The sequence below is a fragment of the Pectobacterium cacticida genome, from assembly GCF_036885195.1.
Lineage (GTDB): Bacteria > Pseudomonadota > Gammaproteobacteria > Enterobacterales > Enterobacteriaceae > Pectobacterium > Pectobacterium cacticida.
Genome location: NZ_CP133656.1, coordinates 2,775,596 through 2,802,259, shown reverse-complemented (window position 1 = coordinate 2,802,259; position 26,664 = coordinate 2,775,596). Strand labels below are relative to the sequence as shown.

Here is a 26,664-nt window from a genome sequence, read left to right as displayed (position 1 = left end):
ACAGCATTAAAACCACATATTTACAACATAATTAACCCTGTTAAACCACGCGATAACCACATTTTTCATCGCTCATATTTGCGTTTTATTCTCCTGTTTTAAAAAAAATGGTATTGAAAATAATGGAATACCCGGTCATCGCGCTTGGAAGGAGGGATTGGCTGCTGCCAGGTGTGGTGGCGAATATGTGGGAATGGGTGTGGTTTTCTTGACTATCCGACGATACGGGTCATGCCGTGACGCGATGAAAGCCGTACAATAAGGTTTCCTAGGTTCTCCCGCCTTACGGGCTGAGAAATCAGCCCCCCCTGAAAACGTTCGATCCCTAGCGCTCTCAGCCTGTTGAATTTTTCCAGGCTATCAACACCCTTGGCAATACAGTCGCTATCGGTCAGTTGGCAGTAGTAACACAGGCTTTTAATCAGCGCCTGCGCATGCGGGTCGTTGTGCATATCGTTGACGATGCCTATATCCAGTTTGTAGGCGTTAAACCTGACGGTTCGCACCGGAAACATCACGCTCGTCTGTGAAAAGCAATCATCGAGAATGAGGCGAAAGCCCCGCTGGCGCAGTCGGGCAATGTTATCTGCGACTTTACTATGCTGATTCCTATCCGTCGTTTCAGAAAACGCCAGCACCAGTCTTTCCGACATCGTGGAGCGGTGTAGCTGTCGACGCGCGGTTTCCATCATCCGGTTCAGATTTTCATTACGGGCGGTTACCGCGGGAATGTTGAAAGAAAAATAGAATTCTCCCGGATGCTGGTTAATGCTCTGCACGGCTTCCTGGATTACAAAGGCGGTCAGAACCAGCCATGCATATTCGGAATGTATCTGCGCTAAAAAGTCGCCTGGCAGTAAAATGTTGCCGTTGCGCCGCCAGCGATAGAGGATTTCGAATCCCCGAATCTGCAAATTTTCATCGGTAATAGGTTGAAACAGAGGGTAAATTTGTTGGCTATGTATGGCATGTACGAATTCGCGCTCAAAAGCGGAAAGCGTAATACTCGTCTGGTTTTTTTCCTCTTTTAGCTGGCTACCGGGGAAATGTGCCGCCAACTGAGGGTGGTGTTCCATCATCTTTTTCAATCCTGAGGCCCGCTGGTTATAAAGCGTTTTGTGGCTAATACCGCGATCTTTCGCCTGGGCGCTGGCGCGATATCCATTGAGTAAACCGAGAATGGCGTATAGCTCTGGTCTGGTGAGTCCAATGGGCGACTTGCCGCAGAGTCGCGACGCTTCACCTGACAGTCGTTCAAGCGACGGGTATCTCTCCTGAGTGTCGTCCTGGAGCAGCATGCGCAGGCTGAAGACGGGCAGGTCGGAGGCTGCCGCCCGAACCTTATCGAGCAGGCGGCGGTCTGCCACCTGATGCAAAAGCGTGTGCCAGAGCCAGGGGAGTGGGCTACGACTGAGGAGCAGCATGGGCAACGGCGTGCTGGATTGCGCCAACAGCCTGGAAGCCAGCAGGATCATGGTGAGCATCCTGTCCGGCGCATCGGGTAAAAAGACCACGATGCGGCGAACGGGGAGATCGGTCGGCATTGCCTGAATATCAGGCGGCAGAACAACGGGATGCATCCCATTGTCGACCATCAACTCGGCCAGCCCGTAGGCGAAAAACGAACAAGGCGAAAGAATATAGTCGCCGGTTGGGCCGCTATCCGTGCCGGGTTCGCTACAGGTAAACAAAAGTCACCCCGATAATCGACTGCACGTCACCCGCCGTGACCTGCCCATCGGTGCGAGCGTAGTCGGCGGTCAACCCCAGACTTACCGCCGAGGGGCCGACGGTACCGAGTGATACCGTCCGGTTAGCGGGGAGGACCGTGCCGTTATGTTTTAGCTGGACACCGATCCCCTTGGCGCCAGACTCTCCTGAGGCGGTATTGATAAAGACCGAGTTGTCGCTGCTTGCCGTATTCCCTGAGAGGTAGTAACCCAGATTTTGATTTTGTGCGCAGCGAACTGTCAACGGGATCGCGGCAGAACCGGGATAATCCGGCAGCGTTATCGTCACATCACGCGCGGAAACATCGCAGCCACCCGTAGGCACAACAACACGGTTGTTAGCATAAATATTCCAGGTAAAATCTCTCGGGTTACCGTCGCTGGCGACTTTATGCATATTGAGCCGCGCAATTAACTCGCCATCATTGATGACCACGCCGCCTGCCGCACCGGTCGCCGTGAGATACAACCGCAGCGGCAGCCCGCGATAGTCTGTATGGGTGATCGTATACACCGATGAATCGCTGTTTAACGGGAGCGGGTAGGTGCTTCCATTCCAATAAATACTCCCTGAAAAGGCCGCCAGCGCTCCGCCAAACGTAGAGCCATTCCTTAAATTAATATAATCAATAATAATGGGACTACCGACTGAATCATTTTTACAGACAATCGCATTAGATAAATCGACGACCAGGTTTTGCCCTACGCCAATGGATGGAACCAGATTCACATAAACTTCTGCCGCACCTGAGTACACATTCTGCCCGGTGGCAGGGACGCGACAACTGAACGACCAGGCATTATACGACCACCCCGCCAACAGCATTATCATTACGGTGATTAGCTTCTTCATTACTCGGTTCTCCTGCGTCAGGCGTAGGTGTAGGTGACGTTAATCACCGCCTGAATGGTTCCCTGGGTGGCGCCGCCGTTGACGGTTAAGGCTCTGACACGTAGCGGGAAGTGGGCGGACTGCGTTGAATCATCGACCTGTACCGATTTGCTCGTTCCCGTGTTCAACGTCGTTCCGTCGCTATCCTGAAGTTCTAACTGGATATTTCCGGCTGTCCCTTGGTTTTGGTAGTAGCCGGTCGCGTCCGCCGTACCGCTGAAGCTGGCATTGATCTGTGTGGTGCCGACCGGGCAGTTGCGGAGATCGAGCGCCACGTTGTGCCAGGACGAAGCGGATCCGGCGGATACCAGACTAAAGGTATTCAGATTGCCAAGATTCACGGTGGCGTTGGTGGTGGAAATCGTGCACGGCTTCGCCACGACTTTGCCGAGTACGGTGATAGTGACATCTGCGGCTTGCAACGTCGTCGAGGACGCGGCGAAGGTTAATGCCAGAAGCCACCCGATAGGGGTCCATTTCATCACAGCCTCCGGTTACTGAAACTCAAGAGTGAATGTTGCGGTTGCGTTAACCTGTCCCGCGGTGACCGGTATTTGGGTCGCCATCAGGCGGGCATAGAAATTTAGCGTGTTAGTCTGGCCTGGCATCAGCGTGGTCCACGAGATTGCAGAGGCGGGGGCGTTAAGGGGTAGCATCGCCTGCTGGGCATCCAGGATTTGCACGCCCATTCCCGACGCCGTTAACGCGCCAGCGTCGAGTTTTAACAGGCTGCTATTGATGCTGTCAGCTACGCCAATAAAGCCTACCTTCACGGCCGTGGCCGAGGTGCCGCACGGTGACAACACGATGCGAAAAGGCACGGCGGGCGTAGTAGCCCCAATCGCATGGAACTGCCTGGCGGCATTTTTCATCAGGTCAACGGTAAAGTCTTTCGACTCGCCCGCGACAGCGCAGGCGTTATCTCGGACGTAGCCGCTAATGGTGATAGTACTGTCTGCGGCGTTGGCAGCGCTGGCAACGGGCAACGTTAACGCGCTCAGTAGACAAAGGGTTTTTCTCATCATGGCTTCCTTAGCGGCACGCTGCCGACAACTGGCTCAGTGCCTGGTTCTGGCTTTCTGGAGGAAGACGATAATCCGCCACGCAGTTGGCGTTCGGCCCCTCTCCCCACTTCACCCGGACCTTGCCTGCCAATGGCATTCCGCTTAGATAGACCTGTCCGTTATCGGCGACAATACTGCCAGTCTGGCCGTCAGCCGAGCTAGCCGTCGCGCCGAAGGGAACCGGTTTACCGTTGTGGGTGAGCGTCATGAGTAGCTTGAGTCCGACGCGCGCCTTAAATTCTGCCCGGACAATCGCGCCGTGGGTCGGGACGACGGTGGCGACGGTATCATCCAGATCGACATTGTCGGCAAGGCTGTTGGTATCAAGCGCAACGCGGTTTTCCCGATACTCGGTAGCGAAGGGCAGTACGGCGTAGCCACGCCAGTCGGTACGAACGCCCGTCTGGTTTTCTACTTTTACATTCTCAGCCCCAGGGGCTTTGATCAGTACCACGGTGTCATTCAGCGGCTGGCTGAGCGTGATGCCGTCGGCGTGGGCCAGCACGCCGCCGCTTAGGCCGTAGTACAATTGCTTAATGCCATCGCTACGGCTGTAGCCCACGTTGGCATTGCCGTAGCCGCCGCGATAGTTCAGTGCGGTATAGCCGGTGCCGCCGCTGGAGCCCGTTCCGCCGCCGGCATAGCCGGATTGCACGCTATAGCTGAGGTTGTTGTCCTCCAGCAGCGTTCCGTACAGGCCTGCCAGGTTGCTCATGCGCCCATTCAGATCGTTCGACATACTGTAGCTGGCGCTGGCGTGTCGCCAGGCCGATTTACTGTCGGAACGCATCCAATGGCTAAAGGGGATATTGACGTTAATTGCCAGCATCTGATCGCGCCCCTGTTGCCAGGCGTTTTTAGTCAGGCTGTAGCTCAGCGTCCAGTTAATGTCGTCAATGGCGGTATTCAGCCCGGCCTGTAACTGCTGGTCTGATTTACTGGTGTCCCAGTAGGTTTGGTGGCTGCCGCTCAGATAGAACGTGGCGGTACGTCCGAGCTGTTGAGTTACGCTAAGCTGTACTTTGCCACGTTTGTTGTAGGCGAGATTGTAGTAGTCGGTGAACTTCGGCTTCACTTCTATTATGCCGTCCTGGGTTTCGACGTGGTAGCCGCTCATCCGGTTATAGGCCGTATCGGCGAAGCTAAAATAGCCGCGAGTGGAGTAGCGATATCCCACCAGTTGGATATTGGTGCCAGTCTCATTAAGCGATTTGTTATACAGAAAACGGATCGATTGCCCCTGGTGTTCACTGTCGTCGGGCAGTTTGGCGTTGGCCTGCGTCACGTCCAGTGACAGTGCGCCCAACTCACCCATGTTTTTCCCGATACCGAAATTAAACGCGCGGTAACGGTTCGCCAGTTGGGTGCCGCCGTAGAGTGTCCAACCCGCCGGAAGCCCATGCAGCAGCGTGCTTTGGAAGAACCTCGGATTTTGCTGCTGATGACTACCGCTGCGATATTCCCCCGCCGTGACGGCATAGCGGGTATGGCCTTCGCGTTGTAGTACCGGGACGGATGAATAAGGGACGGTGAACACCTGGCTGCTGCCGTCAGCCTCTCTGATGGTCACTTGAAGATCCCCGCCGTTACCGGCGGCATAAAGATCGTTGATCGTAAAAGGGCCGGGCGGCACTGTACTGTGGTAGATCTCATAGCCATTCTGTTTGACGGAGACCTGAGCGGTGCCGCGAGCGATGCCGTTAATCACCGGGGCAAAACCCTTCTGGCTATCCGGTAGCATATTGTCATCGGAAGCTAATTGCGCGCCGCGAAAGTTAATGCCGTCGAAAACATCACCGTTGGTATAGCTGTCACCGAGCGTCAAACGCGAGCGGAGCGGTGTGATATCGCGTTCCAGCCAAGTGTTAATGTGTTGCCATTTATTTTCGTTGTTCGAGGCGCGACCATTACTGCTGTAGCTCCAGGTCGTATTATCACGCAGACGCCATGCGCCAAGGTTTAGCCCGCTTTGCAGGTTTAGGTAGGCGTAGTTGCTGCTGCCGCCGATGTTGTTATGCACATTGTTGCCGGTAAAGTTGTAATTCAGTAGCGCGGCATTAATACCGCGGTCCCAGCGCTCAGGCGGAATATAACCGCGCGCCGTGTTTCCCATAAACGCCTGGGGCACGGTGAGATAGAGCCGCTGCTGTCCCACATCGAAGCGTACGGTCGCGTCTGTGATCATCTCGGTTAACGGTACGCAGGCTTCAGCCGCCAGCGTATTCATTCCGGCGATGACGGGCGTGTTAACCCCCATGCTGGCGAGCTGAGCGCGTGTCAGGCAGGGGGTCAAGCCGCGGCCATCTTCACCGGCATTAAACGTGATATCGCGTGTGGTTATGTAACCGTTATTAAGATAAATATCCGCGCGATAGGTGCCCGGCGGTAACTCCAGACCTTTTTCAAAACTAGACAGATCCGCAACGGCGTTGGGGTCATCGGCCAGAAAGCGCGGGTTAAAATAGAGTTCCGCCTGCGCGGAAAAGACCGATGAAGCAAATAAAAAAGCCAATGGGGTTAGGGCGATAATGCGCGCCGATCGTAAATCGGTACGCTGAAAGCCCAAACGGCCGAGTCCATATTTCAGGTGTGACATAGTCCCTCCGGTCCGAAGTTGCCCGGCTGTCGATTCTCAATTATTTCAGGGGAGTACATGGACTCCCCCTAGGTCATTATTGGGTTGCACCCTTCATGCGTGGGGTGAGTGCGCCGTAGTCGTTAATCGTCCGGTACGTAATCTCGTTTCCGGCATCGGACGGCAACGTGACAGTGGTTTCACCCATTGGGGGAACCAACGCATTGTCTAGCACCCTGGTACCGGCGTTAAGTTCAGTAACGGTTAAGTAATACGGTGTGGGGTTAATCAGGGTAAGTGCGCCCGCGCTGCGACGAAACTTCAGTTTTTCTGCTGCCTGGTCTGGCGGCAGCGCCAGTTTGGCTGGGCGATAATAGAGCTTGATACGACTGATAATCGCCAGTTGCAGCGTGTTGTCGCTGAGTTTCGCTTTATCCATCGACGGTATCGCTTTCACGTTCATCCAGAACAGGGTTTCCCGATCCTGCGGTAGCTGATTATTGCTGGCGTCGAGAATACGCAACGTACTCTCTTTTTTTCCCTGCATAGCAAACAGCGGCGGCGTGATAACGAAACGTCCGTCTTTTACGCCATCGGCATTTTCTACCCATGATTGGATCAGGAAGGTGCTATTGTCATCGTTGTTGGTGACCGCCAACTGAACTTGCTTCTGTCCGGCAGGATAGATGACGCGGGTGGCGCCTAGCGCTACGCCTGCGTCGGCGCGAGCGGTAAATCCGATAGCGGCTATCATGCAGGCTGCGGTTAGTATTCCGCGTGTTATCGCCAGTGCTTTTCTCACGTTTACCCCTTTTATGCTCACCGTCTTTTCCTGTATTCACTCATTACTGGTAGGTCAGGGAGAACCAGGCTTGCGCGTTGGCTGCTCCTCCAGTGACCGGATACCCCGTCGCCCGGTATTTCGCCACAAAGTGCAGCGTGGTTGGCCCGGTATATAACCTTGTCCAAGCGGTGGGTGGGCTGTTTAGTGGGATTAGGCGATCTTCTTTATCAAACAACGCCACGCCAACGCCGGTAGCGATCCCTGGCCCCTCGCCAACGGAGAGCACGTCCGGGTTTTTACCGTCGGCGACGCCGTGAAACGTCACGCCTACCCGCTGACTGACTGCGGTGCTGCACTCCTGCAGGTGAATATCGAAAGGCACCGGGTGGATATCTTCCCCAGCTGAATGAAACCGATTGCTGCTGATTTGCCCCATACGGACGGTCATCTGACGATCTCCTGCTTCAACCCGGCAGGACTCGGCAATAATGACGCCTTGAAAGCGCATATTTCCGCCGGGTAGCGTGCTATTCCACCGATTACCGGCGAATACCAGCGACGGTAGCAAAAACATCAACAGACCTGACTTCATCCTTTTCATTGTCATCACCCCAGTCCGATTCGAATAACGGGCTATCCCTGCCCGATGAGCCTCCGTGCCTGATGAAGGTATTATTCGTATTGCACTTTAAAGGTGGCGTCGGCGTTGGCCGTACCGGCTGTCGCCGCGCCGATGGCATAGTAACGAGCCTGGAATGGGATAGTGTTAGTGCCATCGTTCAGGGTGGCTGCCGTGCTGAAGGTTGCGCCGTCCAGCACCAGCGGCGTGCCTGTGCTGTCAAGGATTTGCACGCCTACGTTAGTCGCACCGCCCGCCGCTGAGCTTTGCAGCGCCAATACCGAGGTATTGGTGGCATCAATCGAGGTGCCGGAGAAAGCCACAGAAGCTTTAGTGGCAACGGTGGTATCGCAATCATTCAGTTGAATATTGAAACCGACGGCAGTGCTGGTGCTACCCGCAGTAGCCAGTTTTGCCGAACGAACCTGACCTAACTGAACGGTTTGGTCGACAGAACCGGCATCTACTGCACATGCGGCGTTGACGATTTCTCCTTTAAAGTGCACCGTACCGCCATTAACCGTCTCGGCCAGCGCGGCAGAGCTCAGGGATAGGGCTGACAGAACAACGATTGCCAGTGTTTTGATTTTCATGTCGTTTTCCTTTAAACATTGTCGATATTACGAACCGTAATTGGCAGTCGTTGTGCCTTAAGGCATTCCGTATTTCTGCCGAATAGTTCGACTGCCGGTTCTGCACAGTTTTTGCCCAACAAATGAAACAATTGGGGCCATTTTGACTCATTGGTGGTTTGTGCTTATATTTTGATTATTTGTTTTATTTTTGGTTTTTTATTCTTTAAATGTGATTTTTTTGTTGTTTAAGTTCTGATGTTTTTCGGTGAAAAGAGTATGAAACCAGTTATTAAGCGTGTTACGGGAGAGTCATAAGCTGGCAGTGATGTTGAGATGAAAGAGACGGGAGTTAAGGATAATTAATTGATTATAAACAGGTAATCATGTTTTTTTACAAAAAATGAAGTTATGAGTTGCAAAAGATTACAAAAAATTTTTATGATGTAGACAGTTTGGCCCCAATTGACCCATTTTTTCAAAAAAAACTGTTTAATATCAGATAGTTATTTATTTCGACTTTTTGAGCTTTGTAACGTTTCATCCAATAGATTATTTCTTTCCCATAACCCGGCAAAACGTGCGGCATTACTGGCGGTGTAACGCACCGTGTGGCGAATATTGCGGTGGCCAAGATAGTCTTGAATCAACCGTGTATCGGTGCCCCTTTCCGCAAGTTCATAGCCGCATGCATGGCGCAACATATGCGGATGCGTATGCGTGACGGTTCCTGCGTCCTTACCCGCGGTACAGATAATTCGCCAGGCTTGCTGACGAGAAAGTGACGTACCACGACGAGAGATAAAAACCGCATCCGTTTTTTCTGCGGCTTTCCAGCTTGCACGTTCCTGGCTCCAGCGCTCGATCGCTTCTCGTTCATCAAAGCGCAACGGATGGATCGTAGAAAAACCGTTTTTTAAGCGCCGAACATGGATTCGTCCCTCGTTGAGGTCCAGGTCCCGATAGTGCAGATCAAGAAGTTCACTGATGCGCATACCGTGGCGAAACGCCAGTAAGATAAGGCAATAGTCCCGCTCCCCGGTTGCCCCATGGCGTGCGGCCAACATCATGGCCTGAACCTCTTTAGCAGTAAGAAAACGACGTCGACTCACAATATGCTCCTGAAATACGTTTGATGGCAGCAAACCCCAGAAAGAAAACTTCAGGGTTCTTAAAAATAATCTTCCGCGATAAGGCGGATTATAGATAGGGGGAATCACCCTAATATAATTATATTACTGTTACATATAGTAAAAATATTTCTATGCCATAAATCTTATTTTTATCGGTTTTATTCAATATCACAATAGAATATCGCAGACATTCACGTTAGGTATATAGAATTAAAAGAAAAATTAATCATGATTAGATTTTAATCGAGGAATATAGCGCTGAATAGGTTAACGAGACTATTAAGAAATCAATTGCCTTATTATTTATGCGGTTTTTTGGGGTGTTACGAAGGAAATGATTACTTGCAGGAACAATAGACGCAGAACCGATTCCGACGTTATTTGTATAACTTTCAATCAAAGTGGGATCTAAACTGACAATAGGTGCATTTAGAGAATGGTTAATATTTATTAATGTACCAGGACGAGGCGAGTCTACGGATACGCCATCCGTGGCGTGGTGTAATTCATGAAAAAATATCGTTACGCTGCATATCTCTTGTGTTATTCCAAATACCATAAAAGCGGCCAGCATTGCTCGCCGTGTACCAGACGGTATGACGGATATTGCGGTGTCCGAGATAATCCTGAATAAGCCGGGTATCAATGCCCATATTGGCTAAGGCGAATCCACAGGAGTGGCGTAGCATATGCGGATGGATCTCAAGCGATAATTTGGCAATTCCGCCGGAAGCGGAAATGATGTGATAAAACTGCTGACGCGAAAGTGGGTTGCCTTTTTGCGATAAAAAAAGCCATTCACTCGTGGAATGAGGGTAGGATATGCGAATTTTCAGCCAACGCTTTAAAGCGCGGATCTCTTTATTCAACAGCGGATGGGTCGTTGAGAATCCCTTTTTGAGACGATGAATATAAATACACCTTGACTCAAGGTCGATATCTGAAATTCGTAAGCGGCATATTTCACTGGCCCGTAATCCGTGAATAAAGCATACCAATATCAGGCAATAATTACGCGCAGCGTGTGGCCCAACATTTGCAGCCTTTAGCAGTGACTCAATTTCACTTTGGGTCATGAACTTCCTTTTCTTCGCAGCAGTATTAATTTTCATTATTTTCCTTTTTAAAATATAAATTATGGTTTATTTGGTGTTATTATATCAGTCGATTTTTCAATGCTTGTTATACATTATACGATGTGTCTTATCGTGGGGTTAATCCTTACTCTGGCTACGCTAAGAATACAGAAATGTTGCCGATTGCAAAAACCGATTTATAGGAATACCTTCCCATAAGTTATGAGATTGTTAATAAATATAATGTTGGTTGTGTGGCTTTCAGGGAAGGTGTAGATAGTAGATAAATGCAGCAAGCGTTAGCAGACAAAAAAGAACGCGAGACAAGCGGGTTAACTATAAAAAATACTTATCTCGATAAGTAAGGAAAGAACTGAGAACCTATCCCATTATGGCCCTGGGCAGTGCTCGAAATCCTCACGGACTCCGTGTACGCTCCGGTTTCTGCGCGCTGTCCGTGACCAAACTGACTGCGCTAATGACACCTACTGGGATAGGCTCTTATTGTATTACTGCGCCAAATAACCACCATCGATAGGGTATACGCTACCGGTACAAAAGCTCGCCATATCTGACAATAAGAAAGAAACGAAATTTGCCACCTCACGTCTTGTGGCTAGACGCTTCATGGGATGACTATGGCTAAATTGGTTATATACGTTTTCAGGTATTTCTCTCATCCTTGGCGTATCAACATACCCTGGGGCAATAGCATTTACGCGTATTCCTTTATCAGCAAATTCGAGAGCGGCTGATTGCGTTAATCCTATTACACCATGCTTGGCAACGGTATAGGGGGCAAGGCCGGCGATACCCACCAATCCATTAACCGCGGAAAGATTAACTATCGAGCCGCCGCCGCTTTGTAACATTGCAGGTATCTCATATTTTAAGCAATAGAATACACTACTCAAGCTGGTGTTGATCACCCTGTTCCAGTCATCAATGCATTGATCCGGTATATTTTTATTATGTGCGCCAGTGATCCCTGCATTGTTAACGGCGAAATGTAATACGCCGAATTTTTTCATTACGCATTCAATCATGCGTTCTACCGATAGAGGATCAGACACATCACATTCGATGCCCAGCGTTTTTTGCCCTGTTTTATCTAATTGGTAAGCCTTTCTTTCTGATAGTTCTTTATTTCTTGATGCAATGATCACACTCGCCCCTTTTTCATATAGGACTTCAGCGATAGTTTCACCAATACCATGGGTGCTGCCCGTTATTATTGCTACTTTTTTTTCGAAGTTCATTATTCGTTTCCTTAGATAGAAGAATATCACTCGGTTTATTCTTTGCTTTTACCGTAGGGATAAGCTTCTCGAAGAGAAAGAGCACGAGCGACTTTATGACACAATTCGGTATAAATGGCTTGTTCCCCTGGCGTTAATGTTTCCATAACGAGTTTTGCCATATCATGATGCCCGGTAGTCGCGCGCGATAAGAAGTCCTTGCCAGACGCAGAAATCGTCGTTCTCTGTTCCCGGCGATCTACGCCATCTTGATCTTGCGTGATGAAACTCAGATCTTTCAGCATTCTCAACGATTTTGACATGCTTGTCCGAGTGACACCCAAACATTCGCTCATAACGGAAGGGGTCATTGGGCCGTTTAACCGCAACATATCAAGAATGTCATATTGCAGCCATGATACCTTCTCTGGTGTGTAGTAAGCCCTACGAGCTACCAGCACACACTGTAATCTGGATAACGCGGTTTCTAATGAATCAATGCGTTCAGACATACCGATGTCCTTCTTACTGTAAAGTCGGATCATAACAACATTTGGTTTCCAAATGGAAATCAAATTGCAGAGTTATTCTCGTTTCTTAAGGATTATAGCTGCTGAATGGAAATTATATGCAGAGTGGGCGTTCATCAACTCTTCTGGTTGTTAGCTTTATCGCGTGGGTTTGGTCTTGCTGGAATGTGATTAACTGGAATGTGATTAAATAGTGTTATTGCTATTCACTGGGTTTGAGGATCAATAAAACTCAGATCGATGCGATCGGATAAGACGCACTTTTCCGATAAAAGGGCGGGATCCCGCCCGATCGCGGACCCGCGCTGTGCTATTTGAAACACAAGTGTTTTGCCGTGCGGCACGAATGATGCAAGATTGGCAACATTTACCACCAGTGATGGAAATGATGAACAGGCCCGATACCCCGCCCGACCTCCAGCGTGTCGGCCTGTAATAATGCCTGCTGCAAATAGGCTTTCGCCGCCTTAACCGTCTCGCTCAGGCTATCATTGCGCGGTCGCAGCGCCGCCAATGCGGCAGACAGTGTGCAGCCCGTTCCGTGTGTATGACGCGTATTCACACGCGGGGAACTAAAACGCTGCGGTTCATCTTCTCGGCTGAAGAGCCAGTCCGGGCTTTCTGCATCGCCTAGATGCCCTCCCTTCATTAATACCGCCTGACAACCCATCGCCAGTAACGCTTCCCCTTGTTCGCACATTTCCTTCTCGCTGAGGGCGGGTGAGCAATCCAACAGTGCAGCGGCCTCCGGCAGGTTAGGCGTGATCAGAGACACGAGCGGTAGTAGCTCACGACGAATCGACTTTACCGCGGCGGGCGTAAGTAGCGGATCGCCACTCTTTGCCAGCATGACGGTGTCTAAGACAACAAAAGGAACGGCGTAATGGCGTAGGCGATCGGCAACCGCCTCGACAATATCCGTCTGCGCCAACATTCCAATCTTGGCGCTATCGATACGCACATCGCTCAGAACCGAATCCAATTGCGCCGCGACAAAATCCGGCGCGATCCGGTAGACAGATTGCACACCGCATGTATTTTGCGCCACCAGCGCGGTAATCACCGATGTACCGTAAGCGCCCAGTGCGGAAAACGTTTTTAAATCCGCCTGAATCCCCGCGCCACCGCTTGGGTCGGTACCCGCAATGGTCAATGCATTAATACGCTTCATGCTAGGTCCTCCACACGCAGGGTATAAAGCCTGTCAAGAAAATGAGGAATAAAGCTCCCCGTGCCTGATGACGCCCTCGCTGCTTGCTGCCCGGCGAACGCCATAATGTAGCATGCTGCTGCGACGAGAAATAAACGATCGCCGTTCAGAGAACAAAAGCCCGCCACCACTGCCGACAACGCGCACCCGGTTCCTACCACACGCGTCATCATAGGGTCGCCGCCGGTGACCGCAATATCGCGCTCGCCATCCGTCACATAATCTACGACACCGGTCACTGCCACCACTCCCCCGATCTGCCGCGCCAGTTTACGGGCGGCAGGGAGCGCAGCGAGGGAATCATCGGCACTGTCCACTCCTCGCCCTTGCGAGGCTAACCCTGCCAGCGCCATGATTTCAGAAGCATTACCGCGAATAGCCGCAGGTTTTTTTGCCAGCAATTCCCGGCAAAAATCAGTACGAAAGTGCAACCCCCCCACGGCAACGGGATCGAGCACCCAGGGCGTTCCTGCCTGATTAACGCTGTTTACAGCCGCTCGCATCGCCTCGGCGCGCGAGCGTTCCAATGTCCCGACATTAATCAGCAGTGCATTAGCCACATGACCAAACTGGGCGGCTTCGTCGGGATCGATCACCATCGCTGGTGATGCATTCAACGCCAGTAGCACATTCGCAGTAAAAGATTGCACGACCTCGTTGGTCAGGCAATGGACTAACGGTGAGGCGGAACGAAATTGAGTCAATGCGTGCGCAGCCTGAGCGGCAGAAAAATCAATGAAAGGTGTGTTCATAATGCTCCTAACCGGCGTGAAAGAAAGCGATAAGCCATTGAGCCTACCGTGGCTTCCTTTCCTATGCTGGCATTATCCAGATCAGAAAACACAGTATCGCATGACGTTCAATAAAGTCGATAAATCAAAACAATAAGATATAGGCGCACTGGTTTTCATGATATTGCTATTTTTCTTCATGTTGGCCCGCTGAGCACGACCCCGCTAAGAACCACATAGCTTCGTACATTAATATCTGAATGTCTCACTTCGCATCGTGCGAGGCCGGCATCGATGGAGATCAACTCTCACAAGTGTAACAGTGTATTATTCATCACAGTTTAGTGATGTGGAAAAAAGATTATTCCCCATTGGGACGATTCTTTTTTATTGTTATCACTTCCATCGATTTTTCCTTTTCTATTATTTCCTCTGTGTCTATACTGCTATATAATTGCATACCGGAGAGTGTCAGATTTCAATATATTTCATTAATGTTCCGTACCACTATTAGGAAAAACTCCATGAGTGAAGCACTTAAATTATTAAACAATATTCGTTCCCTTCGCGCTCAGGCCCGGGAAACCGATCTGGCAACACTGGAAGAAATGCTGGAAAAACTCACCGTTATCGTTGAAGAACGCCGTGAAGAAGAAACAAAAATTCAACAAGAACAGGCTGAACGTCTGGCAAAAATTGAAGCTTTACGCGCCAAACTGTTAGAAGATGGTATCGATCCGGCTGAACTACTCGGGCCTGTTTCCGCAACTAAATCAGCAAAATCTAAACGTGCGCCTCGTCCGGCCAAATACAAATATATTGACGAAAACGGCAATGAAAAGTTATGGACGGGCCAGGGCCGGACGCCAAAAGCCATCGCGCTGGCGCTTGAAGGTGGTAAAACCTTGGCCGATTTCGAGATCAAATAACGCGGAACGTGGCCAGAGTGAAATAACATAGCGGATGAGCGGTGAAGTATATTCGCGCATAATCCAGCGAATACACGTTGATATAGGCCATTTATTATAGTGGAACCGGTTACTGAATAATCATCAGTAGCGGTTCCTCGTCTTTCCCCAATACTCGCAAGACAAGATGTTCGCCGGATATCCAACGTGGCTAAAAAATCTAAAAGATTCCCTTAAAGGGATTTTGACTTCTCCGTTCCCGCTAAAATTACCTACAGCCAGCGAGTTCAATAAATTTACTCTCCCCAAATGTGGTTTCTGAATAGCCAAAAGTGGCTGATATGCCATCTTTAGCGAGAATTATGATTGATTGTTTTCTGATCAAGTCGAAATCCATCCTGACACAAAATGAAAACTTAAACATACGGAGTAATATAGAGAACGATGGCACAACCCTTTAGACTGTTAATCAAATCCAAACAGAGGACATGGTAATGACGATAATCAAGAGTTATGCCGCGCCGGAAGCAGGAGCAGCGCTGGAACTATATGAGTTTGATGCGGGTGAATTGCAGGCGGAGGATGTTGAAGTCGTGGTTGATTACTGCGGCATATGCCATTCCGATATTTCGATGATCGACAACGAGTGGGGCAGATCAAGCTATCCATTGGTTGCCGGGCATGAAGTGGTTGGTCATGTGCACGCATTGGGTAACGCGGCGAAAAACAAAGGGTTAAAAATTGGTCAACGTGTCGGTATCGGCTGGATAGCGCATAGTTGCGGGCATTGCGATGCCTGTATCAGCGGTAACCAAATCAATTGTCAGGAAGACAAAGTGCCAACAATTTTGAATAAAGGCGGTTTTGCCAATAAAATCCGCGCAAACTGGCAATGGGTTATCCCACTTCCTGATGCGATTGATATCGAATCCGCGGGCCCGTTACTATGTGGTGGTATTACCGTTTTCAAACCGTTGTTAATGCACCACATCACGGCGACCAGCCGTGTCGGCGTGATTGGTATTGGCGGTCTGGGTCATATCGCGATTAAGCTTCTGCACGCAATGGGCTGTGAGGTTACGGCGTTCAGCTCTAACCCGTCTAAAGAACAGGAAGTGCTAGCGATGGGGGCTGATAAGGTCGTCAACAGTCGCGATCCTCAGGCGCTCAGCGCGCTGGCAGGGCAGTTCGATCTCATCATCAATACCGTGAATGTCGATCTGGAATGGCAACCCTACTTCAATGCGCTCGCCTATAACGGGAAGTTCCACACGGTCGGTGCGGTGATGAAACCATTCAACGTGCAAGCCTTTACGCTTATCTCTGGCAACCGTAGCGTTGCGGGTTCCTCGACCGGCTCGCCACATGAGCTTCGTTCCCTGATGAAGCTCGCTGCACGCGCCAGCGTGAAGCCGCAGATAGAGCTGTTCCCGATGTCGAAAATTAACGAAGCCCTCCAGCACGTGCGTGACGGCAAGTCCCGCTACCGCGTCGTCTTGAAAGCCGATTTTTAATTGATAAAACGCCTGAGCGATCGGGCGTTTCTAAGCCTTGGCAATCCTACGTCGAGAAGGATGATTGTGCCCTGAGGTATACGTTATTTTGTCGCGAATTTTCTCTTTGTGCGCCGATACTCGCTGCCATTTTCCATTGGTACGCTAGCGTCACAGTTTATTTAATTTTCCCGTTGACCAATGCTGTGCCAGCCGCTGCCCTGCCTTGATTTCATCCGGTTGCATCACCGCTTCCAGATCGTTACGCGCCTGAATGGCTTCAGGCATCCCTTCCGTTGCGGCTATGGCATACCAGGCGTAGGCATGAATACGATTGCGGGAGGCTCCCAGCCCGTCCTGACGCATCATGCCCATCCGATATTGCGCCATGCGGTTACCGTCATGCGCTGCCTGACGATATTGTTTCATGGCTGCGACATAATCTGCTTTTCCGCCTTGTCCCAATCTCAGCATCTCACCGTAGACGAGTTGAGATTCGCTGTCTCCTGCGGCGGCAGCTTTGGCATATTCTTCACGCGCCCGAGCGAATTCGTTTGCTTTTATTAACTGCTCACCCAATTCGCGTTGTGCTCGGATATACCCGGCAGACGATGCCTGAATCAGATATTGTTCGCGTTTTTCATGAGTAGCCTGACTCATACTGAGTAAATAGGCCGCCTCGCCCGATCCACCGGATGTGGCACGCTCCAGCCAGTAACGCGCCTTTTGTTCATCCCAAGGTAAGCGTTTACCTTCGCGATATGCTTTGCCGAGCCAAAGCTGTGCGTCTGCATCACCCGAAGAGGCGGATTTTTGATACCAGTTCAGCGCATTTTCCCCGTCTTCATGCCGCGCCATCCAGAACTGTGCTTGAGCCTGCCCCAGCGTCGCAGCCCGGAAATACCAGCGTTCAGCCAGATCGCGACGAATAACCACACCGTTGCCCTGCTCATAGCGCCGCGCCAGTTGGTACTGTGCGTCTCGATTGCCGAGTTCAGCCGCTTTTTGCAACCATGCCACGGCTTCTTTTTCACCGCCTGCATGTGCCGCGTACCATTGGGCGACAATCAACTGCGCGGGGGAATAGCCGTTTGCCGCCGCCGACTCAAAGGCGTGTAGACAGGCTGCGACCAGCTTCCCCTGATGCTGAGACTGGCAGTCCATGCCAAGCCGGTGTCCTGCTTCACCATTGCCCAGGCGAGACGATATTGCCCACCAACGGCGCGCAGTCGGGCTGTTCTTGGGCGCGCCCAGACCGGACTGATACCAATCGCCGACCTGCAAAGCGGCGGCACCCCGCACATCCTGATTGCCCGACAGCCCGGAGCGCTCAGTCGCCTTCTTCATCCACTGCATCGCTTCGGTATAGCGGGCGCGCTCGGCCAGCGTTTTGGCTAAATAATATTGTGCTTCGCCATTCCCCCGGTTCGCCAACGTTATTAATTCTGTTTCAGGCAGCGATGTGACTGGCGCCTGGCAAGACGTTAGCCAATAGGCTGAGAGAACGATCATTAATTTGGGGTATTTCATTATGTGCACAGCATTTTTCTCTTTACGATAATCTAATCAACCAGCGGAATGACCTTGCTGTAAACGGTATAAGCGAATGGTAAAGGCGCGCAGTTCATCTTCCATTGCCCGCAGTTCTGCTGGCGTCAGCGATTGGTTCTTGATTTTACGCGCCTCAAATTCACGTAATCGAACCCCAAAGGGAACCTCGGATATCAGATCTTTTTGCATATCGTAGAGTTTTGATTTCAAGTAGGAAATCGTCACCGTACGGCGCTGTCGTTCCAGATCCAGCAACTGTTGTAAGGTCTCGTTGACTTTGGCGCGCGCTTGTTCGTAACCTTGCGTTTTGGGTTCATCCCCTTGCTGGCGATCAAGCGCGATCTGCCATTGGCGCTCCATCTCCTTCACCGCCAGCGAGTCGGGATAAAGCTGCCGCATCACGTTTTTCAACCCATTACCGTATTGGTACAGGTAGAACGGCGACGCATTTTTTACCTGTTCTAACTGGGCCTGATAGCGGTTGATTAGCTCACCTTCCATGCCTTGCAATTTTTGTTCACCCAACACAATGCGCGCGCGGCGAATATCATCATGATCGGGGGCGGCGGGCAGGGCATAGGTAGGCTGTTGCAAAAGCGCGAGCGCGTCGGTTTTTTGCCCCTGCCAATAATACCAGCCCGTGATGGCCGCCACCGGTAATGCGCAGGTCAGTAGCCCGGAAACAAACCAAAACCAGGCCGGTTTCTGCTTTTTATGCGCCTCGATTTTCAATACCGTAGGTTTCATCTGCCCCTTCTCCCGCCCAATGAGGATGCTGCCCGCTGGCAGTGTTGCCTGGCCAGAACCCGATGCGTTGCTGGTTTGGCCCGCTACGCCAGACTCCATATCTGAATGAAAAAACACCATCGGCGGAACCTGCATATCCTGCTTTTTCAGTTCCTGATCGTCCGACACAATGACGATCTCGGTTTCATCGAACAAATGGGTATAGCCTTCGACAAAATGCAGCAGATTCTCGACACGGGGAATGCGGCTTAGTCCTGCGTTGTGCAGCTTTTCGCTCATCAGTTGTAGCGCGCGTTCACAACGGTAAACCAGTCGCTTATGTTCATGGCTGATAGCGTATTGCCGCACGACTTCGCTGATGCGGGCGATAAACCAGTCCATCATCTCGATTCGCGCCCGTTCCTGATGCACTGGGGGCCAGAAATTCTCCCACTGCGTCACGATTAGGTTTGCCAAGAACTCACAGCTTTCCGTGAATCCTGTTAACCCCGCCAGCCGTGAACGGGCAAGCGCAAAATAGATGGCGGTCTGGAGATCCACGCCCTGTTTTTCAAAAATGGCGGTGGCCATATCGTGCACCAGCATCCAATCGACCTCGGGACGAGAGGCGTGGCTCAACTTATTAATTTCCGCCCGGAGTGCGTCAAACTCCGGCAACATCCGTGGGTCGCGGCCCACTTTCAGGGCCTGTTGTGCATCTTGCATATCACATCATCCAGCAATAGGGAGCCTGAACAGGCTCCCAAGAGTTAAATTAATAAAGCGAGTCAGGCAGCGTAAACTGGCTGAACAGACCACCGGCAAAGGGGTTATGGCTGGCATCGGTATAGACGCGATATGACATCGCACCGTTCTCCAGCGAGAAACGCACATCAAAGGTATTGTCATTCACCTGCGTCAGTTGATCGCTATTGATTAATCGGAACATCGCCCACGGCCCGCTAAAACTCAGGCTGCGTGGAGAGCGCTCACGATCGTCCGGCACCAGTGTCAGCTTGCTCTCTGCGCCATCGCGCATACTGTTTGGCCACACCAGCGGGGTTTTCTGGCGTCTGCCGTGGCTGTATTCCAACAGTTGTCCATCCAGATTGAGCACGCTACGGCGCTTGTTCGCGGTGAGCTCCAACGGTTCCAGAACAAAATGCACTTCCAGGCTACCCTGAGCATTGAACAGGGTCTGACGGATGCGGTTAGCACGTTCAAGCTGTTTCACGAGTTCGGACTGCAAGGGGGAGGACATGCCTTCTTCCAGCATGCCGCTTTCCATCATGGCCTTGAGATGCGTTTGGTAGAAGCTGTCCAGCGTCCCGCCGGTCATGAAGAACATTTCCATTTCCGACAAGGGCACATCCTTGTCTGAGGACGGATCAAACGGATAACGATCGGCTAGCTTTTCATTAAACGGCGTTACGACCTGATCCAGCCACGCCTGGTTCAACGATGACATTGCCAACCCGGTTACCAGACTGGCGCTCTCTCCGGCCAATTGCCCGACCCAACGATCAAGTGGCGCAGGCAGACTACGGGCATACTGCTGTAAGGCAAATACCGGATCGGCGAATTTGTTGCCCTGCCGTACCTGCACCGCTTTTAACGCGGCCTGCCCCGGATTGGTTGCGTTGACGATCTGATCGAGGTAGTGATAGAGATCGGTCAGTTTTTGGTTGACCTCCTGCACCAGCGGCCCTTGCTCGCCGCGCCCGCTTAGCGCCGCATTGATCGTCATAAACGGACGACTAATGCGCGTGTTGATAGCCTGTGCGGTAGTGTTGTCCTCATCGGCCATCTTACGGATGCGGGTGTTATCGCTGACCGTCGTTAATACGCGCTGGAAGGGCTGATCGTTACCGGTAATCTCCGTGAGAATATCGAGCGCCTGCTCAGGTGTATCGAGCGTCTGCACATCGATGTTCGCCAACACTTTCTGCCACTGGTTGATGTAATCCGTAATGTAGCGATCGTTCACCTGACGCAGAATCTCACGCCGATCGGCCTCACTGAACTGCACACGCTCGCGCTGCCCCAATACCCAGGCATCCAGTGCCGTCAGTGCTAACAGCGCTTTGTCTTGTTTAAGGTAGTAATCATTAAAACCGGGATACGTCAGCAAGCGCGGCACGCTTCCCGCCTGGTCATTACGCAGAGAAAATACGGGATCAAAGGTCGGCCCGACTTCGTCACGGATGGCTAAATTGGGCGACAAGTCCTGCGTCGCTTTCATTACCAGACTCTGATAGACGCGTTGATACATTGGCAGTTTGCTCAATTCCTGCTGGGCCTGTGTAATCGGCTGACTAAAGGGGGCAAAGGTACTGATGGCGCTAGCCTCCTTCTGCTCACGCGCCTTGTGCCAGTCGGTATGCTCAAGAGCATAATCCAGGTGTTGCATTAACTGCTCCTGCACATTGCCCTGACCGGGAAATGCTTTCTGCCAACGCTGGGCCATATACTGTTCGACCAGCGTTTTATTGCGCCCGGAGGCATCATCCAGCATGCGCATCACGCGCAGAACCGTCAGTTTTTGCTCACTGTTGGCCGGCGCCTGGTGCAAATCTTCTAGCAACCCTTGCATCACCGCCGGGAGAAAACGTTGATTCAGCATTTGCAGATAGGTGCCTTCGACGTAAGGCCCAATCTTATTGCCCTGATATAATCCCAGATCGGCCAGTAGCGGTGTACGCTCGTGATAATTACCAAAGGATAATGTTGCATCACGAATCAGATTGAGGCGTGGTAATTGCTGATAGCCGTAGCCCTGTTGCCCTTCTAACTCATTGGTGCCAATAAACGCCTGAGCCTTCGTCAGAACGTTACGGCCAGCTTCTTCATTGACGCGATAGAAATGGTGCCAGCCGCCAATCAGCGCCAGACTGGCGAGTAACATGCAACCGACGCCAATACTCAGCCGCCGCCGCCGATAGAGGCTATGCAGCCGGTTTTCTCCCGCCAGACTAGCTTCGGGGAAAATGACGTCAGGAAAGAGACGATGCACAAAGAATGTATTCGATTCACCGCGTAACGCCGTGCTAATGGGCTCCGGTAGTTGGTAGCGTCGCGATGCCGATTGTGCAAAGGCGTCGAACGGGACGCCTTGCTGATAAACGGAACTGGCATAGACACCGCGGATCAGGAATGCGCGATCTTCGCCGGTCGCCAACGTTTCCGTCAGCACCTCCATCACATAATCTTTCAAGCCGGCCAACTGACGAACAAACGAGAATAGCCCATGGCGCACGCTGCTATCGGATTGTGCCATCAGCATATCCGGCAAATTATCGTTCAGGTGCGTGACCCATTCGTCCCAGAAGCGTTCCAGTTCTTCCAGCCACGCTTTTCCGCTGCTCGCCTGTGGCGTAAACGTTACCCCTAATATGGCCTGACGCGCGTCGCGATTTAGCTGACGATAGATCTTGTCGAATCCGCTTAGCAGATCCAGACGAGTCAGCGTGATATAGAGCGGTAAGCGCGTATTGATGTTCACCGAGATCTCTTGCAAACGTGTGCGCATGACCTGCGCGTAGGCCTTGCGATCGGCGACGCTGGCCTGTGCCAGCCAGGAGATATCCAACGTAAGAACCAGACCATTGAGCGGCTGGCGGCGACGGTTTTCACTAAACCACTGAAGCATATGCTGCCACAGGCGCGCATGGCGTTGTCCGAGCGGGTCATCTTCCTGTGCGGGCTGTGAGAGCAATTGCCCGCTAGGATCCCAGATGACGGCGGATTCACCCACCCAGCAACTGACCTGTTGATCAGATGCGACGTCGCGCAGCGCTACATCCAGCTTCGGGTTCATTCTGTTTGCCGGGTTAGCGCGATGGATCAAGCTGCTTTTCCCACTACCGACGAGCCCAATCGTGAGGTACCAGGGCATCGCATACAGCGCTTTTTTACCCAGTTGAGTCTGAAACGCGTCCAGCCAGCGATCGAGAAACGTCTGCTGGCTGTCGACGAACTTCTGAAAAGGATCTTGTTTGACGACCTGCGCTTCATGGCGTTCCGCCCGCATCTGCTGCATGCGACGCCAGACCAGCCAGGCGCTATAGGAAAACGCCAGCCACAGCCAGACTAGCGTGAATACCACACGCCCCCAAATTCCCTGTAACGGGCGCGAGTCACCCACCGTCAAACGCGGCCCCAGCCACCAGGCTAGCACCAACACGATGCCCCACAGTAGCACGCCCAAAAGCGCCCAAGAGGGTTTCAGTTTAGGTAACTGATTACGTAAAAAGGTGATAATTGTTTTAAACATACGTGGCCATTCACTCCGAATGTCTTATTTTTTGCGGGATGCCGCCAACCGCTCAACGCGGCTGACCATACCCGGTTCCCAATGCATCAAGCCCAACTGCTGACTTTCCTGCCACATGTGCTGATAGTGTTGTGCCGCCAGAGATTTCATGCCTTCTTCGGCGAGGAGATCGGCCAGGACCAGCTCGGCATAAAAGCGATCGCGTGGCTCCTTCAAGCGGCGCATGCGTTCATCCAGTAGCTGCATCGCTGGCCCGATACCTTTTTCATCGCGACAGGCGGCTGCCTCCGTCGCCAGATCGTCTTGTCGCGTTCCGCCACCGCCGCGAACGAGCTGGCTGGATTGTAGCCATTGGCTACACTTGCCGGTTAGAAAGGGCGCGCCATCGCTGAATGCCAATTCACGTAGCTCAGGCAAACGCTGAATAAACGCGGAAAGCTCTTCGGCAATCGCTGCCGCAACAGCGGTATGCCCCAACCGTGAGGCCACCGATGCGGACAGCATGTGGCCATCAAACCAGTAAGGAGCCAGCACCAGACTTTGTTCTATGCGTTCCCACAGCGCTAAATCCGCCTGTGCCAGCGCACTTTGGTATTCATCGACACGGTCTGCCGCAACGGAGGCAAGCTGGGTTTTATTCCCTCTGGGGGCGAGTGGCGGGGTGGTAATACCAGACCAGATGGCGTGACGGCGCAGACGATAGCCAATCGGTAAGCCGGGATGGCGTTCGACCAGCAATGCTGCAACGCTCAGTTGAGTTTGCCGCCAGCCGCGCTCGTCGGCGGAATTAATCTCTACCGAACTGACTGGCGTCGAGGCAACACTGGCTTTGGTTTCACTTTCGCCTATTGTTCCATCGCCGCTGGCCGTCGGCGTCGGTTTCGCTATCTGATTTGCCTGTTCCTGCGTCTGCTGGCGTTGACTGGCACGTTTAAAACCCAGCACTAATTCATCCATTAGCGTCGCTTTATCGCTGGCAAGTTTGCGCCAGCGGTCAGCCACTTGCCCGGCCAATTGCTGTAACGTCGCCAATTCGCTGCTGGAAGCCCCCTCAGTGAGGCGGGGGAGGGCGCTCTCAAAGCGGCGAACGATTTGGATCATCAGTTTGTGTTTTTGCGCCAGGCTGGCAGGCCAGGCTATTGCCCAGTAACATTCTAGCCAGCTATCCAGCAGCATTAGTGCGGTCGCACACGGTGTCGCTTTAGCCGGGTGCTGTAAGCAGCGTAATAGCTGTACCAGTACCCGCATGTCTTTGGTTTTGCTTTCCAATAAGGTAAGGCAGTGACCCGCCACCGCGTTAAGATCGACCTGGCTATGCGCCAGCGATCCTAGTTTGACCAGTTCGGTCTCAATTTTTTCCCAGAGTGGATCGTCAGCCAGTATTGCTGTACGTAACTTCTCATCCGGTAACGGCGTTTGCAGACGTTGACACCAGGGATGTGCATGCATAAACCTCTCCTTTACCAGCGACACTGCTGGCGCAGCGGTGCTAATGCTTCAGCCAATCCGGTAAGGTCGATACGCATGACGTGACCTTTTTCCCCGTTAAGCACCAGTTCGCGATGCCCAATCCAGCGTTTTAGTGTCTCAATCGCGGGCAGGCCACGGCCCGATTCCAGCAACAGCCCTCGGTTGCGAATAAACCAGCCATCGGATACCGTTACGCCATCAAGCTGTGATGTGACGGTGGCCTCTTCCCAGGGGGTGCGGAGGATAAGGCGCAGGTGCGTAATCTCGCTGGCGCAGCTAATCACCAGCATGTTGCCATCGGCTAACTCGCGGGTGAGTGTCACATCGCCACTTTTCGCCTCACGCCCCAACGTAAACGTATCGTGCCTGGGTGATTTGTCATGTGGTTGCGATAGCGTTCCGTTGCGTTCGGCCTCCCGACCCAGCGCGTCATAGCACGCTAGCCGAAGTTCCGCAGCCGTTTCATTGCGGCACTGTTCCCATAATGCCTGCCAGGCAGGCGCGGGCGGTGCGGCGGTCGCCAACAGTAGGGGTGCGATCGTCAGAAACATCAATTTACCTCCAGCTTCTGGCATTTGTGGTCGAGAGTCCGTTTCGGGATATTGAGGCTTGCGGCCACCAGCAGGCGGTTCCCCTGAAATTGGCGCAGACGCGCCTCAATCACCGCCGCTTCATAGCGCTGTGTGGCGATACGTAAATCGTGAATGTGCTGGTAACCATCGGGTTCCTCTGCCGAGCTACTCATGAGACGGTCACGCAGTTCCGGAGGCAACGCGGACAGCGACAGCGCCTCATCGTCGGGAGTATGGGCATAGGCGACTTCCAACAGATTACGGAGTTCGCGCACGTTGCCAGGAAAGTCATACGCGACCAGCCGACGCAGGAAAGCCCGATTCAACGATCCGACGCGTTTTTGGTGTTGGGCCGCAAACTGGCTGAGGAAATGTTCGCACAAGAGGCGAATATCATCAGGCCGCTCGCGTAACGGCGCGACCTGCAACAGGCATTGACAGAGGCGATGGTAGAGATCCTGGCGGAACACGCCATCCGCCACCCGTTGTTCCAAAGGCTGATGCGTCGCGGCAATCAGGCGAAAATCAGAATGAATTTCTTTCTCCGCGCCGAGAGGGCGAAAGCGATGCGTCTCCAGCACGCGCAATAGTTTGGCTTGCATGGACTGCGGCATATCGCCGACTTCATCCAGAAACAGCGTGCCGCCGTTAGCCTGCTCGACCAGCCCGACTTTGTTGCTTTGTGCCCCGGAGAACGCGCCTTTCTGATAGCCAAACAGTTCACTTTCAATCAGATTTTCGGGAATGGCGGCACAGTTAATGGCGATAAAGGGGTTATCAGCACGTTCGGAACATTCATGTAGCAAACGTGCTACGACCTCTTTTCCCGAGCCGGTTTCGCCCAGAATCAGCACAGAGAGGCGGTGTTTCGCCGCCTGATAAATCTGCTGATGCAATGCTTTAATGACGACTGACTGCCCTACCAGCGTCGTCTGCACGTGCTTTTCCTGCGCATGACGGCTTTGCCCTTCATCCTTGATCTGGCGGAGCGAATCCCTGAGGGCAGCCTGCTCGCGTCGCGTGTGCGCCAGTTCACGTAGCAGCATAAGCTGGCGGCAAAATACTTGCGCCAGCCGTTCACATTCCCCGCGTTGATGTAGCGTATGCAGGCGTAAGGGCGTATCCAACAGTGCCAGCACTGCCAGTGGCTTACCGCCGTCCGAGCGCAATGGCAGCGCGTAAAGCCCGCAATATGTCCCGGCAGCGATCAAAATCTGACGAAACTCGCGGTGTTCTATCCGCGCTCCGCCGTTGAGCGAATCCCAGATACGCGCCTGATTCTTATGCAGCACATAAGCCAATGGATGACTAAAGTCATCTACCCCCAGACTCAACGCGACGGGCGTTTCATGTACCCCTCCCTGACAGGTCAGTTGCCTGCCGCTGACATCGATCATACCGAGTAACAAACCTTGCGGCTGCCAGGCGACTTGCATCGTTTCCAGCAGCCAGCCGCATAGACCGGCCTCGTCATGCTGTCGCGTAAGGGACTGCGTCAATTCAAGGGCATACTGCAT

The 26,664-nt window shown here is 52.3% G+C and carries 22 protein-coding genes; 2 read left to right on the top strand and 20 right to left on the bottom strand.

The features are described 5' to 3' along the window. Positions 1–212: 212 nt before the first annotated feature. The 14 genes from RFN81_RS12945 to thiM all read right to left on the bottom strand — a co-directional run bounded on the left by RFN81_RS12945 (position 213) and on the right by thiM (position 14,175). Entirely contained in the window at positions 213–1,595 is a 1,383-nt protein-coding gene (locus RFN81_RS12945; RefSeq protein WP_264498969.1) for an EAL domain-containing protein, read from the bottom strand. Positions 1,596–1,677: 82 nt separating this feature from the next. Then, positions 1,678–2,583 (bottom strand): fimbrial protein, encoded by a 906-nt coding sequence (locus RFN81_RS12940; protein WP_264496224.1) that lies wholly within the window; start codon positions 2,581–2,583, stop codon positions 1,678–1,680. Positions 2,584–2,600: 17 nt separating this feature from the next. Beyond that, the gene (locus RFN81_RS12935; RefSeq protein WP_264496223.1) at positions 2,601–3,104 is read right to left on the bottom strand and encodes a fimbrial protein; all 504 of its coding nucleotides are present in this window, start codon (positions 3,102–3,104) and stop codon (positions 2,601–2,603) included. Positions 3,105–3,116: 12 nt separating this feature from the next. Continuing rightward, complete coding sequence (locus RFN81_RS12930; RefSeq protein ID WP_264498968.1) at positions 3,117–3,644, bottom strand: fimbrial protein; 528 nt, start codon at positions 3,642–3,644, stop codon at positions 3,117–3,119. A gap of 10 nt (positions 3,645–3,654) precedes the next feature. After that, positions 3,655–6,282, bottom strand: a complete 2,628-nt coding sequence (locus RFN81_RS12925) for a fimbrial biogenesis usher protein (RefSeq protein ID WP_264496222.1) — start codon at positions 6,280–6,282, stop codon at positions 3,655–3,657. Between the two features lie 76 nt (positions 6,283–6,358). Next, entirely contained in the window at positions 6,359–7,084 is a 726-nt protein-coding gene (locus RFN81_RS12920) for a fimbria/pilus periplasmic chaperone (protein WP_264496221.1), read from the bottom strand. A 22-nt stretch (positions 7,085–7,106) separates the two neighbouring features. Beyond that, on the bottom strand, positions 7,107–7,646 hold the full coding sequence (locus RFN81_RS12915) for a fimbrial protein (protein WP_264496220.1): 540 nt from the start codon (positions 7,644–7,646) through the stop codon (positions 7,107–7,109). A 71-nt stretch (positions 7,647–7,717) separates the two neighbouring features. Further along, positions 7,718–8,257 (bottom strand): type 1 fimbrial major subunit FimA, encoded by a 540-nt coding sequence (gene fimA / locus RFN81_RS12910; RefSeq protein WP_264496219.1) that lies wholly within the window; start codon positions 8,255–8,257, stop codon positions 7,718–7,720. Positions 8,258–8,742: 485 nt separating this feature from the next. Further along, the gene (locus RFN81_RS12905) at positions 8,743–9,348 is read right to left on the bottom strand and encodes a tyrosine-type DNA invertase (protein WP_264496218.1); all 606 of its coding nucleotides are present in this window, start codon (positions 9,346–9,348) and stop codon (positions 8,743–8,745) included. Between the two features lie 527 nt (positions 9,349–9,875). Continuing rightward, entirely contained in the window at positions 9,876–10,481 is a 606-nt protein-coding gene (locus RFN81_RS12900; protein ID WP_264496217.1) for a tyrosine-type DNA invertase, read from the bottom strand. Between the two features lie 473 nt (positions 10,482–10,954). Beyond that, positions 10,955–11,704 (bottom strand): SDR family NAD(P)-dependent oxidoreductase, encoded by a 750-nt coding sequence (locus RFN81_RS12895; protein WP_264496216.1) that lies wholly within the window; start codon positions 11,702–11,704, stop codon positions 10,955–10,957. A gap of 35 nt (positions 11,705–11,739) precedes the next feature. Then, positions 11,740–12,195, bottom strand: coding sequence for a MarR family winged helix-turn-helix transcriptional regulator (locus tag RFN81_RS12890; protein WP_264496215.1), 456 nt, complete (start codon positions 12,193–12,195; stop codon positions 11,740–11,742). 385 nt (positions 12,196–12,580) lie between these two features. Next, complete coding sequence (gene thiD / locus RFN81_RS12885; RefSeq protein ID WP_264496214.1) at positions 12,581–13,384, bottom strand: bifunctional hydroxymethylpyrimidine kinase/phosphomethylpyrimidine kinase; 804 nt, start codon at positions 13,382–13,384, stop codon at positions 12,581–12,583. Further along, on the bottom strand, positions 13,381–14,175 hold the full coding sequence (thiM, locus tag RFN81_RS12880; protein ID WP_264496213.1) for a hydroxyethylthiazole kinase: 795 nt from the start codon (positions 14,173–14,175) through the stop codon (positions 13,381–13,383). Before thiM ends, thiD begins: the two co-directional genes overlap by 4 nt. A 503-nt stretch (positions 14,176–14,678) precedes the next feature. Between thiM and RFN81_RS12875 the strand changes: the two genes are divergently transcribed. Both RFN81_RS12875 and ahr read left to right on the top strand, forming a co-directional pair. After that, positions 14,679–15,083 carry an H-NS family nucleoid-associated regulatory protein gene (locus RFN81_RS12875; RefSeq protein ID WP_264496212.1) on the top strand — a complete coding sequence of 135 codons (405 nt, stop codon included), beginning with the start codon at positions 14,679–14,681 and terminating at the stop codon, positions 15,081–15,083. A 473-nt stretch (positions 15,084–15,556) separates the two neighbouring features. After that, positions 15,557–16,576: an NADPH-dependent aldehyde reductase Ahr gene (ahr, locus tag RFN81_RS12870; RefSeq protein WP_264496211.1), complete on the top strand. Its 1,020-nt coding sequence runs from the start codon at positions 15,557–15,559 to the stop codon at positions 16,574–16,576. 150 nt (positions 16,577–16,726) lie between these two features. On the opposite strand, the gene RFN81_RS12865 is transcribed toward ahr, so the two are convergent. Genes RFN81_RS12865 through RFN81_RS12840 form a run of 6 tightly spaced genes read right to left on the bottom strand, consistent with a single transcriptional unit; the run spans position 16,727 to position 26,664 of the window. Beyond that, positions 16,727–18,085, bottom strand: coding sequence for a tetratricopeptide repeat protein (locus tag RFN81_RS12865; protein WP_378928536.1), 1,359 nt, complete (start codon positions 18,083–18,085; stop codon positions 16,727–16,729). 36 nt (positions 18,086–18,121) lie between these two features. Then, positions 18,122–19,558 carry a VasL domain-containing protein gene (locus RFN81_RS12860; RefSeq protein ID WP_264496210.1) on the bottom strand — a complete coding sequence of 479 codons (1,437 nt, stop codon included), beginning with the start codon at positions 19,556–19,558 and terminating at the stop codon, positions 18,122–18,124. A gap of 49 nt (positions 19,559–19,607) precedes the next feature. Then, positions 19,608–23,105, bottom strand: coding sequence for a type VI secretion system membrane subunit TssM (gene tssM / locus RFN81_RS12855; RefSeq protein WP_264496209.1), 3,498 nt, complete (start codon positions 23,103–23,105; stop codon positions 19,608–19,610). Positions 23,106–23,129: 24 nt separating this feature from the next. Beyond that, a complete protein-coding gene (tssA, locus tag RFN81_RS12850) occupies positions 23,130–24,554 on the bottom strand; it encodes a type VI secretion system protein TssA (protein WP_264496208.1) in 1,425 nt (474 codons plus the stop codon). Between the two features lie 11 nt (positions 24,555–24,565). Then, positions 24,566–25,126, bottom strand: a complete 561-nt coding sequence (gene vasI / locus RFN81_RS12845) for a type VI secretion system-associated protein VasI (protein WP_264496207.1) — start codon at positions 25,124–25,126, stop codon at positions 24,566–24,568. Next, the gene (locus RFN81_RS12840; RefSeq protein WP_264496206.1) at positions 25,126–26,664 is read right to left on the bottom strand and encodes a sigma-54 interaction domain-containing protein; all 1,539 of its coding nucleotides are present in this window, start codon (positions 26,662–26,664) and stop codon (positions 25,126–25,128) included. The genes vasI and RFN81_RS12840 overlap by 1 nt, the downstream gene beginning before the upstream one ends.